Origin of the sequence: Vulcaniibacterium tengchongense (assembly GCF_003814555.1) — a bacterium.
GTDB lineage: Bacteria > Pseudomonadota > Gammaproteobacteria > Xanthomonadales > Xanthomonadaceae > Vulcaniibacterium > Vulcaniibacterium tengchongense.
Genome location: NZ_RKQN01000002.1, coordinates 679,474 through 694,258 on the forward strand (window position 1 = coordinate 679,474; position 14,785 = coordinate 694,258).

Genomic DNA, 14,785 nt, shown 5'->3' on the forward strand with positions numbered 1-14,785 from the left:
GCCTGGGCGAGGTCGTCGCCCGCCCCCGCAGGCCCCATCCGATGCGGCGTTCGCGGCGGCGCATCCGATGCTCCGTCCAGGCCGATGCCTAGCCCGCGGCCCCCGCCAGCCGCTCGGCGATCCAGCGCTCGGCGAAGCCTTGCAGCCGCGCGCTTTCGAGGAAACCGCAGTGGCCGCCCCACGGCGACAGCTCCAGGCGGGCATGGGCGGGCAGGCGCAGGCTGCGGAAGCCGTCGACCGGGATCACCGGGTCGTCCTCGGCCATCAGGATGCTCGCCGGCACCTGCAGCGCGGCCAGGCGCTCGCCGGCGATCGAATAGCCGTCGAAGTAGCGTTCGAGCGTGCCGAACTCGGTGTGGCGCTCGACCAGCCACTGGGTCAGCGGGCGCATGCGCAGGTTGAGCACGCGGTCGTCGAAGGCGTGCACGTGCGGGAACAGCGCGCGCTTGCGCAGCAGCGAGTCGCGCCACTTGCGCTCGAAGTACCACAGGTACAGCGGCAGGGTCTGCTCCATCCAGTCCATGGTGCGGGCCGGGTCCAGCACCGGGCACACCGCGCACACGTGCGCCAGCTCCAGCCCCGCGGCCGGCGCGCGCAGGGCCAGGCGCAGGGCGAAGTTGCCGCCGAGCGAGTAGCCCGCCACCGCCATCGGCCGGCGCGGGAAGCGCGCGGCGACGTCGCGCGCGGCGTGCACCACCTCGTCGATGAGGTTGGAATGGAAGATGCCCTCGTTGAGGTGGTGGGTGCCGCCGTGGTCACGGAAGTTGAGCCGGAACACCTCGAAGCCGCGGCGCAGCAGCTCGGCCGCGGTCAGGCGCATGTAGCTGGAGTCGGCGCTGCCTTCCCAGCCGTGCAGCAGCAGCGCCAGGCCGCGCGGCTCGGCGCCCGGCAGCACGCTGTGCAGCCCGTGCAGGCGCACGCCGCCGCCGCCGTCGATCAGGTGCCCGGTGGTGACCGCGCCGAGCGCCGCCAGGCGGCGCTCGCCGTGGCGGCGGCGCAGCGGGCTGGTGCCGAGCACCGACTGCACGTGCGGGTTGCGCAGCCAGGTCGGCGGGCGGTAGTCGGCGGCGGTGAGCATGGGGGAGTTCGGGGACGCGGGCCGCAGCGGCAAGCTTAGCGCCTGGCAGCGAGGCACGAGCGCGCCGCGGGAAACGAGAGGCACGGCCCGCCGCTCCCGGCGCCCCTCGCCGGTTCGCCGCTCGCGTCCGGCCGGCCGGCCGCTCAGCGGGTCATCGCCTCGACGATGCGCGCGCGCGCCAGCTCGGCGATGCGGCGGCGGCCCTCGGCCTGGCCGGGCTGGATCGGCTCGAGGAAGTGCACCTCGGCCGGCCGCGGCGGTTCGCCGAGCAGGCGCAGGAAATTGGCCAGGAAGCTCTCGCGCGGCTGGAACGCGACCACGTGCTGGGCCTCGCCGCGCTCGCCGTAGCGCAGCGCGACCGGCTGCACCGGCACCCCGGCCTCGACCGCGGCGAGGAAGATGCGCGCGTGGAACGGGCCGATCTCGCGCCCGCCGCGGGTGCCGCCCTCCGGGAACACGCCGACGCTGCGGCCGCCGCGCAGCCGGCCCAGCATCTCGTGCAGCACCCCGCCCAGCGACTCGGTGCTGCCGCGGGCGTGGAAGATGGTCTCGCCGCGCGCGGCCAGCCAGCCGACCACCGGCCAGCTCTGGATCTCGCGCTTGGCGACGAAGCCCATCATCCGCTGGCTGTGCAGCGCCTCGATGTCGATCCAGCTGACGTGGTTGGCGACGAACATCGCCGCGCCCGGCAGCGGCTCGCCGAAGCGGCGCAGGCGGAAGCCGAAGATGCGCATCAGGCCGGCCGACCAGGCGCGGATCAGGCGGTGCTCGAGCGTTTCCTCGCCGATCCGCAGGTTGCGGGTCAACGGGGTCATCATCAGCAGCACCAGCGGCAGGTCGACCAGCACGTGCCAGAGCAGCAGCGGCACCCGGTACGCGTAGCGCAGCGGGCGCCACCGGTCGGCGGCGGCGGAAGGTGCTTCGGAGGGGGCGAGCATCGCTCGCATTCTGCCGCAAAGCCGGGGAGGGGTGAATTGGAACGCACGCGCCGCGCGGCACTGCCGGCGCCGCTCCGGGGAGCGCCGGGCACGGCACGCTGCGCCGCACAGCGGCCGCCCGCGCGCCTTCGGCTAGCATGGCGCGATGCTCCGCCGATCCAAGCCCCCGGACGCCGCCGCCACGCCCGCCGGGCCCGCACGCCCGCGCATGGAAGACGTCGCCGCCGCGGCCGGGGTGTCGATGAAGACGGTGTCGCGGGTGTTCAACCGCGAACCGAACGTGCGCGAGGCCACCCGCCGGCGCGTCGAGGAGGCGGCCAAGCGGCTCAACTACCTGCCCAACACGTCCGCCCGCAGCCTCGCCGCCAACCGCTCGTACCTGGTCGCGCTGCTATACGACAACCCGTCGTCGAACTACATCATGGAAGTGATCGACGGCGTGCTCGACGCCTGCCGCAGCGCGGACTACAACCTGATGCTGCGGCCGGTCGACTACGCCGGCGCCGGCCACGTCGAGGCGGTCGGGCAGGTGATCGCGCAGTACCGGCCGGACGGCCTGGTGCTGACGCCGCCGCTGACCGACGACGGCGCCCTGCTCGAGCGCCTGCGCCACCTCGGCGTGCGCTACGCCGGGCTGTCGGCCAAGCCCGGCAACGTCCGCATCGGCGCGGTGCTGGACGAGCGCCGCGCGGTCGCGGAGATGCTCGCCCACGTGGTCGCGCTCGGCCATCGCCGCATCGGCCACATCACCGGCCACCGCGACCACGGCGCGCGCGCCTGGCGCCTGGCCGGCTACCGCGACGGCCTGCGCCGCGCCGGCATCGCCTACGACCCGGCGCTGGTGGTCGAGGGCCGCCACACCTTCGAGTCCGGCGTCGCCGGCGCGCGCCGCCTGCTCGACCTGGCGCACCCGCCGAGCGCGATCTTCGCCGCCAACGACGACACCGCCGCCGGGGTGATCTTCGAGGCCAGCGAGCGCGGCCTGCGCGTGCCCGACGACCTGTCGGTGTTCGGTTTCGACGACACGCCGTTGTCGCGGCAGATCTGGCCCGGGCTGAGCACCGTGCGCCAGCCCAGCCGCGAGATGGGCCGGATCGCCGCCGAGCAGTTGCTGCGGGAGATCCGCGGCACCGGCACGGGGCGCGTGGTGCGGGTGCCGTACCAGCTGCAGCTGCGCCGCTCCATCGGCCCGCGACGGCGGGCGTGAGTGGGCGAAGCGGGGAACCAAGAGAAGCGCGGCCTGCGCCGGCGTCCCCGCTCCTGTCCCCCGCGCCCCGTCATCCGCTCCTCGCCACCACGGCCAGGGTCAGCCGCGACACGCACACCGGCCGGCCGCGTTCGTCCTCGATCCGGATCTCCCAGACCTGGGTGCTGCGGCCGACGTGCAGTGGGCGCGCGGTGCCGGTCACCACGCCCTCGCGCACGCCGCGCAGGTGGTTGGCGTTGATCTCGATGCCGACCACGCCCTGGCCCTCGCCCACGCACAGGCCGCCGGCGCTGCTGCCGAGCGTCTCCGCCAGCAGCACCGAGGCGCCGCCGTGGAGCAGACCGTACGGTTGCCGGGTGCGGGCGTCGACCGGCATGGTCGCGCGCAGGTAGTCCGGGCCGAGTTCGGTGAAGACGATGCCCAGCGGCTCCATCGCGGTGCCGCGGGACAGGGCGTTGAGGTCGTCGAGGGATACGCCGGGGCGGAACAGCGGCGCGGGATCGGCAGGCGGAGTCATCGCCGCACGATAGCCGAGCGCCGCGTCCGGCGGCCAGCCCGGCGGGGCCGGGCGGCGGAACAAAAAGCGGTCCGATCGGGGCGCCGCCGTGCCGGCGGCCGCTGCGCCATCCGGACCGGGGGAAACCGGGCTCAGGCGCAGCGGAAGCGCGGCTGCATCCACTCGCGCACGTAGCGGCGCTCGCTGGCGTAGCCGCTGCTGTTGCCGTAGCCGATGCCGAAGTCGCGCTCGCGATGGACGTGGCGGGCCGGCGCGGCGGCCGGCAGGGGCGTGCGCAGGGGCGCGGCGGCCGGGGCGTTCGGGGCGGAAAGGCGCGGGGCGTTCATGGTCTTGCTCTCGGTGGGAACGGCGGGTCAGGCGCAACGGAAGCGCGACGGCGCCCAGTCGCGGGTATAGCGCGGCACGCTGGCGTAGCCGCTACTGCTGCCGTAGCCGACGCCGAAGTCGCGTTCGCGGTGGGCGCGGCGGGCGGCCAGCAGCACGACGGGGGCCGGGGCGGCGGGGTGGGTCGGGGCGGGGCGGGAAGCGTTCATGGCGGTGTCCTTCGTGGGGTGTGCGTTGGTGTGTTGGTAAAGTACAACACCAGCTCAATCCCGCCATGGGCCGGAAGTCACCCCACCGAAGACCTAGGCCGGGCGGGTCCGGCGGGGCCGGGGCGGAACACATCGATAGGAGATGGCGCGGCGCGCCGTTCGGTTGCCATGACCGATGGCCTAGCCGGAGCACGAGGGGAGAGGAACGGGAGAGGCGGAGCGCGGCGTTGCCGTGCTGCACGGCGCCGCCCTTCCGCCGACGGCTCGCGCGCGCCAAATCAGGGGGATACGGCGCCGGGCGACCAAGGGCACGTTGCCCGGAGCCGGCGCGACGCCCGGATGCGATCTCGGCGCATCCGATGGGGCTGGACGACAGGAGGCCGCGGGAAGCGAGCAGGCCGGCGCGCGGTTTCGCTCGAGCGGCTCCCGCCCTTCGTTGCTCGGCGCACGCATGCCCGCGCCGTCCCGACGATGCGCCCGCGCCGGCGGGCGAGTCACAGGATCGGGGCGAGGCCCGCGCCGAAGGCGGTGAAGATGCGGGTGGTCAGGCCCTTGAGGCCGAGCGCGACCTCGGGGAAGTCCCCGACCGGCCGGTAGCAGGCGCGGAAGTTCGGGTCGCTGGGCAGCAGCGGCTGCGGGCAGTCCGGGCCGGGCACGAATTCGTAGCTGGTGGCGTAGCGCATCGGCCAGAAGTCGAGCACCGGCATCGCCTCGAACAGCTTGCCCAGCGAGTAGGTCAGGCCCGACAGCACGACCGGCTTGTCGCGCCGTGCGATCACCCAGGAGTTGGCCGGGGCGATGTCGCGGCGGATGCTCGCCGCCAGCGCGCGGGCGAACGCCGGATCCTCGATCACCACCGCGCTCTCGGTGTTGTAGTGGTCGCCGCGCGGGTCGAAGTTGTGGGTGCCGACCACGCCGATGCGCTCGTCGATCACCAGCGACTTGGCGTGCAGGCCGATGCGCACGCCGGCGCGCTTGAGCGGCACCGGCTGGTTGACCCGGCGCGAGGCGTAGCGCAGCGCGCCGTACTCGCGCGACAGCGCGCGCCGGTACTGCTCGCGCCCGACCACGCTGTTGCGGTCGTAGCGGCGGCGCAGATCGCGCAGCTCGGCGGCGCGGCGCGCCCGGCGCGCAGCCTCGTTCTGGTCCGGTTCCAGGCCCTCGCCGGTCAGCGCGCGCGCGGGCTCGACCGACTGCGGGTCGGCGTCGCCGCCGAGGTCGTCGAACTCCGGCAACGGCGCGCCGGTCGCGGCCAGGTCGATCGGCGCGTCGAGCGGGAACGGCTTGTACTCGTAGATGTTGAAGCCGAACTCGCGCAGGTAGCGGCGCTTGTACTTGTACGACAGCGCGTAGGCGATGAAGGCGTCCGTCGCGGCCAGGCTGTTGGTGGAGACGATCACCCGCGGGCGCCGCTCGGGCGGGCGCCGCCGCAGTTCGCGGAACAGGCCCTGCGCCGACTTCGACAGCACCAGGTACGGCGTCTGCAGCAGCACCTCCTCCCGCGCCGATTCGATCAGCCCGCGCAACGAGTCCGACGCCGGCGCCTGCGCCTCGCCGGCGTCGCGGTGCTTGTCCGGGGTGTCGGAGATGTAGCGCACCCGCCCCACCGGCAGCGCCGCCTCGGCCAGCCGCCGCCGCACGGTCTCGCCGTCGGCCACGTCGCGGCGCAGCGCCTCGGCGCGCTGCGGCCGCTCGAACCGCGCCGGCGGCAGCGCCGGCACGCCGTCCTCGAGGACGCGCCGGCCGACGTCGTTGAGCCGCTCCACCGGCACGCTGCGGCGGTCGTCCCAGAAGCGGGCGAAGTCCTCGCTCATCTGCCGCGCCACCGGCCCGGCGACCAGCAGGTCGCGGTCGCGGAAGTTGTATTCGTCGTCCCAGTCGTAATAGTCGTCCTGGTAGTTGCGCCCGCCGGTGATGCCGACCGCGCCGTCGACCAGCAGCAGCTTGGTGTGCATGCGCTGGTTCAGGCGCCGCCAGCAGCAGGCCGCGGCGAGGGCGTACTTGGGGTAGCTGATCTGGGCGCGGCCGAGCACCGGGTTGTAGAGGCGCAGCTCGAAGTTGGCGTGCACCCCGGCCAGCGCGGCCAGGGTGTCGACGTGCTTGAGCGCGGCCAGCTGGTCGATCAGCACCCGCACCCGCACGCCGCGCCGCGCCGCCGCGATCAGCTCGTCCAGCACCAGCCGGCCGGCGTCGTCCTCGTCGAAGATGTAGGTCTGCAGGTCGATCGCGGTGGTGGCGCTGCGGATCAGGTTGACCCGCGCCAGCAGCGCATCCGGGCCCTTGTCCAGGATCAGGGCGTAATGCCGCGGCTGGTCCGGCCGCGATTCGGCGAACGCGCGCGCGGCCAGCTCGCGCAGCGGCGAGGGCTGCGCGCAGGCGTCGGCGCGGTCGCAGGCCAGCGCCTGCGGGCGCGCCGCGGCGACGATCGCGCCGGCGCGGTCGCGCTGCGCCGGGCTGAGCGTGGCGCAGGCGGACAGGGCCAGCGCCAGCAGGACGGCCGCGCCGCGTCGCCACAGGCTCACGGCGGCGGCTCCGGGCGCAGGCGCACGCGCAGGGTGAAGCGGACGCGGTCGAGCAGCGCGAACTGCCAGCCGTCCAGGCCGTAGTCGGCGCGGCTCACGCTGCCGCGGGCGACCACGTCGCAGTCGCGCCCGGGGCGGGCGCAGCCGGCCGGGTCGATGACGAAGGTCTCGATCCGGCTGACGCCATGCATCGTGAGCTTGCCGCGCAGGCGGCCGCCGTCCTGGACCAGGGCGTAGGGATGGGGCTCGGACACGAACTCGATCAGCGGGTAACGTTCGGCGTCGAAGAAGCGCGGGCCGCGCGCGAGCCGGGTGTGGCGCTCGGAGTCCCCCACCCGCACCGCGCCGGTGGCGAGGCGGATCCGCACCGTCCGGCGCCCGTCGGGCAGGGTCTCGACCTCGCCCTCGTACCGCGGGAAGTCGCCGGCCACCTTCTGCCCCCAGCGGGTGCGCAGCTCGAAGCCGAAGCGCGTGTGCGCCGGGTCGAAGCCCTGCACCGGGGCGGGCTGGGCGGAGTCCGCCGACGCCAGGCCCGGCAGGGCCAGGGCCGCGCACAGCAGCAGATCGCGTCCAAGGCTTCCGGTCACGGCCACCAGAAGGCGTCGAGCCGCGCGGCGCCGGGTTCCAGCGCCTGGCCCGGCGGCAGCGACAGCGCGGCGATGCCGGCCGGCGGCATGCCGCGGTAGTCGCCGGACTGGCCGCTGTGCAGCAGCGCCGCCAGCCGCTCCAGCCCCGGGTTGTGCCCGACCAGCATCAGCCGGCCGGCGTCGCCGTGGGCGTCGGCCAGGGCGATCAGGGTGCCGGGCGTGGCCTCGTAGATGGCCGGTTCGATGCGCTGGTCGACGTAGCCGATCACCGCCAGCACCGCCTCGAGGGTCTCGCGGGTGCGCCGCGCCGGCGAGCACAGCACGCAATCGGGCACCAGCTTGTTCGCGGCGAGCCAGCGCCCGGCGGCTTCGGCTTCGGCCAGGCCCTCGGCCGAGAGCGGCCGGTCCAGGTCCGCCTGGCCGGCGCTTGCCGGCTCGGCGTGGGCGTGGCGCAGCAGGATCAGTTCGCGCATTCGCGTCGCCATTTCGGAATCCGGCCGGCATTATCCCCGACTCGCGCGCCGCGCCGCGTTAGGCCGACGCGCACGGCGTCGGGCACGCCTCCGCCCGCGCGGACCCGCATGCCGGCGCCGCGCGCGCTCAGGCCTTCTTCAACCAGCGCAGCAGCGGCTGCCAGTCGGCCTGGTGCTCGCGCACCTGCAGCGACTGGTAGTCGAACAGGCTTTTGCCCAGCCCGACCAGCACCACGTAGGCCTGGCTGTCGCGCAATTGCGCCACCAGCGGGTACGGCCAGGCCGCGAGCAGTTCCAGCGCCTGCTGCGTGGCGTTGGTCCAGGGCTTGAGCCGGTTGCCGACCAGGCCGACCCGCAGCTCGCCCCGGCGTACCCGCGGATGCCGCGCCAGCGAATCCAGGAACGGCACGCTGGCCTCGATGTCCAGCGCCGAGGGCTGCACCGGCACCACCACCGCGTCGGCCTGCTCCAGGAACGGTTCCAGGTCCTCGCCCATCGCCCCGGCCGGGGCGTCGATCAGCAGGCGCTGGGCGTCGTCCGGCAATTGTTTGCGCCAGGCCTTGCGGCGGGTGCCGTCGAGCGGCAGCACCGCGCTGTCCAGCGCGGCCCGGCGCTGCGCCCAGCGGGTGGAGGACCCCTGCGGGTCGGCATCGACCAGGACGGTGCGCAGGCCGTCGAGCGCCGCCTGCGCGGCGAGATGGGTGACGATCGTGGTCTTGCCGACGCCGCCTTTGGAACTGGCCACCAGGACGGTCTTCATGCGGACTCCCCTCTGGATGGAAGCCGCAGCGTACACCGCCGCCAGGGAGCGTGCATGCGGCTGCGGGGAAGGATCGGAGAGGAGCGAGGAAGCGGACGAGCCACCCGCTTTTGCGCCTCTTCGCTCGCTCCGGGCGTCAGCCGCTCCAGTGCGCCCACAGCGGCAGGGTCAGCAGCGACAGCAGCAGGCCGTAGCCCACCATCGCCGCGGCCAGGCGCGGCACCAGGCCATGGGCGATCGCCAGCGCGCCGGCGGTCACCATCGGCGGCATCGCCGCCTCCAGCACCGTCGCCCGGGCGATCTCGCCGCGCAGGCCGAGCCACGGCGCCAGCAGCAGCGCCAGCGCCGGCAGCACCGCCAGCTTCAACGCCAGGCCGGCCGCCAGCGGCTTGAGCTCGTCGCGCGGCAGGCTCAGCCGCACCGACAGGCCGATCGCCAGCATCGCCAGCGGCAGCAACGCATCGGACAGCCGCTGCAGCCCGCCGGCGACCCATGCCGGCGGGTGCGCCGGCATCACCGTGAACCCCGCCAGCAGGGCCCACAACGGCGGGAACTTCGCCACGCGCAGCGCGACCTGGCGCAGGCCCGGCGCCTGCTCGCCGCCGTAGCGCGCCAGCACCCACAGGCCGAACGTCGACAGGACCAGGAAGGTGCCGAACTGGTCGTACACCACCGCGTACGGCAGCGCGTGCTCGCCGATCAGCGCGCGCGTCAGCGGGTAGCCGAGGAAGCTGGTATTGCCATGCGCGACGGTCAGCAGCAGCACCGCATGCTCCGCGCGGCGGAACTTCAGCCCGCGCGCGGCCAGGCCGACCAGCAGCACGGTCGCGCCGAGCAGCAGCCACGGCACCGCGACCACCCCCAGCAGCGCCGGCTCCAGCTGCAGCCGCGGCGCGTAGCGCAGCACCGCCGCCGGCAGGCACACGTACAGCACCACCAGGTTGAGGGTCTGCGCCGCCTCGGCGGGCAGCGCGCGCAGGCGTTGGAACAGGTAGCCCAGCGCCAGCATCGCCAGCACCAGGGCGAAGGCGTCGAAAGCCATGATGCCGCTCAGTACCCCGCCGCCTGCCCGTCCTTGCGCGACTCGCTGGCGCCGATGTAGCCGCCGTGCGGGTTGACCATGATCGCCTGGTAGCCGCCGTAGGGGCCGTCGGCGAAGCGCACGCTGTGGCCCTTGCGCATCAGCGCGCGCACGGTCTCGTACGGGAAGCCGCTCTCCAGGTCGAGCTCGCCGCCGTCGGCCATCGCTTCGTTCTGGCCGGCAGGCTCGGTGGAACCGTCGTGCTGGATGCGCGGCGCGTCGCCGGCCTCCTGCAGGTTCATGCCGAAGTCGATCAGGTTGAGCAGGATCTGCACGTGGCCCTGCGGCTGCATCGCCCCGCCCATCACGCCGAAGCTCAGCCACGGCTTGCCGTCCTTGGTCACGAACGCCGGGATGATGGTGTGGAACGGCCGCTTGCCCGGCGCGAACGAGTTCGGGTGCCCTTCCTTCAGCACGAACTGCTCGCCGCGGTCCTGGAGGATGAAGCCCAGGCCCGGCGGCGCCATGCCGCTGCCCATGCCGCGGTAGTTGGACTGGATCAGCGAGACCATCATGCCGTCCGCGTCGGCGGTGGCGAGGTAGATGGTGTCGCCTTCGTTGAGCTGCGGGATCACGCCCGGCTCGGCCGCCTTCATCGCCTTGTCCGGCGAGATCAGCTTGCGCCGCTGGCGCGCGTACTCCTTGGAGATCAGCCTGGCGACCGGCGTCTTGTAGAAGTCCGGATCGGCGTAGGACGCGGCGCGATCGGCGAAGGCCAGCTTCTTGGCCTCGGCGAACAGGTGCACGTGTTCGGGGCTGCCGAAGCCGTACGACTTCAGGTCGTAGCCCTCCAGGAGGTTGAGCATCTGCAGCGCGGCGATGCCCTGGCCGTTCGGCGGCAGCTCCCATACGTCGTAGCCGCGGTAGTTGGTGGAGACCGGCTCGACCCACTCGCCGCGGTGCGAGGCGAGGTCCTCGTAGGAGAGGAAGCCGCCGTTGGCCCTGAAGTAGGCGTCGATGGCGCGGGCGATCTCGCCCTTGTAGAACGCGTCGCGGCCGCCTTGGGCGATCTTCTCCAGGGTGCGGGCCAGGTTCGGGTTCTTCCAGATCTCGCCGGTGCGCGGCGCGCGCCTGTCCCCCGGCCCGGCGCCGGCGACGGTGAACTGCTCGGCGAAGCCGGGCCACTGGGACAGGCGCGGCACCGACAGGTTCCAGTAATAGGCGATGGTCTCGTGGACCGGGTGGCCCTCGCGCGCGTAGCGGATCGCCGGCGCGAGGTCGTCGGCCATCGCGCGCTTGCCGAAGCGCCCGTGCAGCGCGAACCAGGCGTCGACGGCGCCGGGCACCGTCACCGGCAGCGGCCCGTGCGGCGGCACCTCCTTCAGCCCGCGCTTCCGGAACTCCGCCAGCGTCAGCGACTTCGGCGAGCGGCCCGAGCCGTTGTAGCCGTACAGCTTGCGGGTCTTCGGGTCCCAGACGATCGCGAACAGGTCGCCGCCGATGCCGTTGCCGGTGGGTTCCATCAGGCCGAGCGCGGCGTTGGCGGCGATCGCCGCGTCCACCGCGCTGCCGCCCTGCTTCATCACGTCGAGCGCGATCTGGGTCGCCAGCGGGTGCGAGGTGGCGGCCATCGCGTGCGGGGCGTAGACCTCGCTGCGGGTGGCGAAGGGCTTGCCGGCGATGCGGTCGGCGCCGGCCGCGGCGACGGGCAGCGACAGCAGCAGGGCGAGAAGCAGCGGACGCATGGCGAGAATCCCCGGGAGCGAGGCCCGCATCCTAGCGCCTGGGCCGCCGGCGCCGCACCTCGATTTCCATCCGCATTTCACCCGGGCCGGTCGCGGCGACGGCCGCTTTGCGGACGACGGGCGGCGCCCGCGGCGCGGCTTACGGCCAGGCCGGCGGATCCTGCGCCCAGGCGGCCTGCACCTCGGCCAGGGCCGCGCGCTCGGAGTCGCGCCAGTCCGGCAACAGCTGCGCGTAGCGGTCCGGCGTGCGCCACAGCTGCGGCTCGCTGCGCACCGCGGCGGCGTACCACTGCACCGCCTCGTCCTTGCGCCCGAGCGTCCACAGCGCCAAGGCCAAGGTCGGCGGCATCCACGACGCGGTGATGTTGCGCGACTCGACCAGCGCGCGCCATTGCGCCAGCGCGCCCTCGGCGTCGCCGGCGCGGAACAGGTCCCAGCCGTAGTTCCAGGCGAGCGAGCGCCACAGGCCATGGCTGCGGTCGATGTTGCCCAGCACCCGCGCATACAGCTGGCGGCCGAGGTCGACGCGCCCGGCCGCCATCGCGATGTGGGCCAGTTGCGCGGTGGCCTCGTGCGCGCGCGGGTCGCGCTCGACCAGGCGGACCAGCTTGTCCGTGGCGGCGTCGCCGCTCTCCTTGACCGCGACGATGGCGCGCGCGGTGTTGGCGTCCTGGTCGAAGTAGAACTCGGCCGGCTTGGGCAAGGACTGCGCGGACGCGGCGCCGGCCACGGCGAGCAGCGCGGACAGAAGCGAACGACGGTACGGCATGCTGCGGATCCCCCTGTACAACTCCCTCATGCTACCCCCTTTGCCACCGCCGCGTGACGCGCGTGTGGCGGCGGGACGGACGCACAGGGTCGCAGACCGCGGACGCCGGCGCACGGCCGGACCATGCTGGATCCGGCCGCCGAATCGCCCCATCCGGGCGGAAAGCCGGCGCTACCGCGGCAGCAGCGCCACCTCGTCGATCGCCCACAGCGGGTCGTGACCGCCGCTGGCGAAGACGAAGCACAGGTCGTGGCGGCCGCCGCCCGGCGGCAGCGGCGCGCGCAGCACGGTCAGGCCGTCGCGGCCCTGGGCCGGCGCCAGCGGCAGGCGCAGCGCGGCCGCGCCGTCGCAACCGTCCAGCCGCACCTCCAGCGCGCCGCCGGGCAGCGACGCCGGCCGCGCCACCACCCGTGAGGCGTCCTTCCACAGCTGGAAATTGTGCGGCAGCTGGCCGACGCGCACTTCCAGCGTGCGCGCCGCACCCAGGTCGGCGTCGGGGTAGATCCAGCACGGGTCGAACACGTCCGCCACCAGCAACGCGCGCTCGTCGGCGCCGCGCTCGGCGCCGGCCACCCCGGCCGGCGCGTCGTCCTCCATCCGCAGCACCAGGTCGCCGCGGCAGGAGCGCAACGCGTGGCCGCCGCGCGCGCGCAGGCTGCGCGCGTCGAGCACGAAGCGGCGCGGCGCGCCCAGCGGCCGCCCGCCGGCGAAGGCCGCGGCGGTCACCGTGGCCGGCAGCGGCAACGCCAGCGGGCGCGCGTATTCCGGCGAGGCCGCGTCCGGCGCGCGGCCGTCGAGGGTGTAGCGGATCGTGCCGAAGCCGGTCTGGTTGCGCAGGCGCACTTCGGCGCGGCCGCCGCCGACGGGCCGGGCCTCGAAGCGCACCGCGAAGGCGCTGTCGGAGGCGGCGAAGCCGGCGGCGCGGTAGCGCGCCATCTGCGGCGCCAGGCGGCGCAGGAAATCGTCCCAGTCGCGGCGCGGCTCCGGCGTCCACACCGCCTCGGCCAGCGCCGCCGCGCGCGGGAACAGCGAACGCTGCACGCGCTCGTTGGTGCGCTGGTGTTCGGTCCAGAGGTTGACCTGTGCGCCGAGCACGCGCCGGGCCTGGTCCGGGTTCAGCTGCGGCGGCACCGGCCGGAACGCGTACACGTCCTTCAGCGCGATCACGCCCAGCCGGCCCGGGGTCTCGTCGCCGGCGTCGCTCTGCAGGTGGTCGAGGTACAGGTCCGGCGCCGGCGACAGCACCACGTCGTGGCCGGCGCGCGCGGCTTCGATCGCGCCGTCGACGCCGCGCCAGGACATCACCGTCGCGTCCGCCGGCGGGCCGCCTTCCAGGATCTCGTCCCAGCCGACCAGGCGCTTGCCCTTGCCTTCCAGGTAGCGGCCGAGCCGGCCCATGAACCAGCTCTGCAGCTGCATCTCGTCCTTCAGGCCGAGCTCGCGCATCCGCGCCTGCACCTTCGGCGAGCGCTGCCACTGGTCCTTCGCCGCTTCGTCGCCGCCGAGATGGAAGTAGCGGCCCGGAAACAGCGGCACCACTTCGTCGAGGACGTGCTGCAGGAACGCGAACGTGCTTTCGTCGACGTTGAACAGCCAGGTGTGCACGCCCCAGTCCGGCGACACCGGCGGCCGCCGCCCGGTGACGCCGAGTTCCGGGTAGGCCGCGATCGCCGCCTGCGCGTGGCCCGGCAGGTCGATCTCCGGCACCACCGCGATGTAGCGCTCGGCGGCGTAGCGCACCACCTCGCGGATCTCGTCCTGGGTGTAGAAGCCGCAGTACGGCCTGGGCTTGCCGTTTTCGTCGCGCCCCGCCGCGCCGGCGGGGATGCGGCAGGCCCCGACTTCGGTGAGCCGGGGATAGCGTTCGATCTCGATGCGCCAGCCCTGGTCGTCGGTCAGGTGCCAATGGAAGGTGTTGAGCTTGTGCAGCGCCATCTGGTCGAGCAGCGCCTTGACCTCGTCCACCGTGCGGAAGTGGCGCGCCACGTCCAGCATCAGCCCGCGCCAGGCGAAGCGCGGCGCGTCCTCGATGCGCTGTGCGGCGATCGTCGCGGGGCCGCTGCCGCCCTCGGCGGTGGCCAGCTGCCACAGCGTCACCGCGCCGTAGAACAGGCCGGCCGGGGCGCGGGCCGCGATCCGCGCGCCCTGCGGCGCGATCTCCAGCACGTAGGCCTCGTCGCCGGCGGGCGCGATGCCCGGGTCGAGCGCCAGCACCACGGCGGCGCCGGCGGGCGGCCCGCCGACTTGCGGCGCGAAACCGCGCGCCTGCTGCAGCCGCGAGGCCAGGTCGCGGGCGATGCGCAGCGCCTCGGCGTTCCCGCCCGCCACCGCGATGCGCGCCTGCGGGCCGAGCACGAAGCGGCCCTCGCGTACTTCGACCTGCGCCGGGCGCGGGATCACCGGCGCGGCAACGGCTTCGGCCGGGGATACGGCCTGCCTTGCCGGGCCGGCGTCCTCCGAGCCGGCGCCGCTCCGGCACGCGCCCAGTACCGCAACCAACGCCACCCACGCCCAGTTGCGCAACGCGGTTCTTGGATTCATCGCCACCTCTTCCTCAGGCCTAGGCCGGCCGACCTTCGTCAAACGACGGGCCCGGTGGTCCGGGCCCGTCGTGTCGCCGCGAGCGACCGCCCCA

14 protein-coding genes are annotated in these 14,785 nt (G+C 74.3%); 1 reads left to right on the forward strand and 13 read right to left on the reverse strand.

Annotation, left to right across the window (positions count from 1 at the left end; genetic code table 11):
* Nucleotides 1-88: 88 nt before the first annotated feature.
* Entirely contained in the window at nt 89-1,078 is a 990-nt protein-coding gene (locus EDC50_RS09430) for a YheT family hydrolase (protein WP_123770212.1), read from the reverse strand.
* Nucleotides 1,079-1,221: 143 nt separating this feature from the next.
* The gene (locus EDC50_RS09435) at nt 1,222-2,016 is read right to left on the reverse strand and encodes a lysophospholipid acyltransferase family protein (protein WP_242003102.1); all 795 of its coding nucleotides are present in this window, start codon (nt 2,014-2,016) and stop codon (nt 1,222-1,224) included.
* A 208-nt stretch (nt 2,017-2,224) separates the two neighbouring features.
* Between EDC50_RS09435 and EDC50_RS09440 the strand changes: the two genes are divergently transcribed.
* Nucleotides 2,225-3,223, forward strand: a complete 999-nt coding sequence (locus EDC50_RS09440) for a LacI family DNA-binding transcriptional regulator (RefSeq protein WP_242003101.1) — start codon at nt 2,225-2,227, stop codon at nt 3,221-3,223.
* 70 nt (nt 3,224-3,293) lie between these two features.
* On the opposite strand, the gene EDC50_RS09445 is transcribed toward EDC50_RS09440, so the two are convergent.
* The 11 genes from EDC50_RS09445 to EDC50_RS09495 form a co-directional block, all read right to left on the reverse strand.
* Entirely contained in the window at nt 3,294-3,740 is a 447-nt protein-coding gene (locus EDC50_RS09445; protein ID WP_123770215.1) for a hotdog fold thioesterase, read from the reverse strand.
* A gap of 131 nt (nt 3,741-3,871) precedes the next feature.
* A complete protein-coding gene (locus tag EDC50_RS09450) occupies nt 3,872-4,066 on the reverse strand; it encodes a hypothetical protein (protein ID WP_123770216.1) in 195 nt (64 codons plus the stop codon).
* A gap of 27 nt (nt 4,067-4,093) precedes the next feature.
* Complete coding sequence (locus EDC50_RS09455; RefSeq protein ID WP_123770217.1) at nt 4,094-4,273, reverse strand: hypothetical protein; 180 nt, start codon at nt 4,271-4,273, stop codon at nt 4,094-4,096.
* 494 nt (nt 4,274-4,767) lie between these two features.
* A complete protein-coding gene (locus tag EDC50_RS09460; RefSeq protein ID WP_123770218.1) occupies nt 4,768-6,795 on the reverse strand; it encodes a phospholipase D family protein in 2,028 nt (675 codons plus the stop codon).
* Complete coding sequence (locus tag EDC50_RS09465) at nt 6,792-7,388, reverse strand: YceI family protein (RefSeq protein ID WP_244922526.1); 597 nt, start codon at nt 7,386-7,388, stop codon at nt 6,792-6,794. The genes EDC50_RS09460 and EDC50_RS09465 overlap by 4 nt, the downstream gene beginning before the upstream one ends.
* Nucleotides 7,379-7,855 carry a SixA phosphatase family protein gene (locus tag EDC50_RS09470; RefSeq protein WP_123770219.1) on the reverse strand — a complete coding sequence of 159 codons (477 nt, stop codon included), beginning with the start codon at nt 7,853-7,855 and terminating at the stop codon, nt 7,379-7,381. The genes EDC50_RS09465 and EDC50_RS09470 overlap by 10 nt, the downstream gene beginning before the upstream one ends.
* Nucleotides 7,856-7,982: 127 nt before the next feature.
* Nucleotides 7,983-8,615 carry a ParA family protein gene (locus tag EDC50_RS09475; RefSeq protein WP_123770220.1) on the reverse strand — a complete coding sequence of 211 codons (633 nt, stop codon included), beginning with the start codon at nt 8,613-8,615 and terminating at the stop codon, nt 7,983-7,985.
* A gap of 136 nt (nt 8,616-8,751) precedes the next feature.
* Nucleotides 8,752-9,657: an AEC family transporter gene (locus tag EDC50_RS09480; RefSeq protein ID WP_123770221.1), complete on the reverse strand. Its 906-nt coding sequence runs from the start codon at nt 9,655-9,657 to the stop codon at nt 8,752-8,754.
* A gap of 8 nt (nt 9,658-9,665) precedes the next feature.
* Entirely contained in the window at nt 9,666-11,381 is a 1,716-nt protein-coding gene (gene ggt, locus EDC50_RS09485; RefSeq protein WP_123770222.1) for a gamma-glutamyltransferase, read from the reverse strand.
* Between the two features lie 139 nt (nt 11,382-11,520).
* The gene (locus EDC50_RS09490; protein ID WP_123770223.1) at nt 11,521-12,150 is read right to left on the reverse strand and encodes a tetratricopeptide repeat protein; all 630 of its coding nucleotides are present in this window, start codon (nt 12,148-12,150) and stop codon (nt 11,521-11,523) included.
* 171 nt (nt 12,151-12,321) lie between these two features.
* Complete coding sequence (locus tag EDC50_RS09495; protein ID WP_123770224.1) at nt 12,322-14,691, reverse strand: family 20 glycosylhydrolase; 2,370 nt, start codon at nt 14,689-14,691, stop codon at nt 12,322-12,324.
* Between the last annotated feature and the right edge of the window lie 94 nt (nt 14,692-14,785).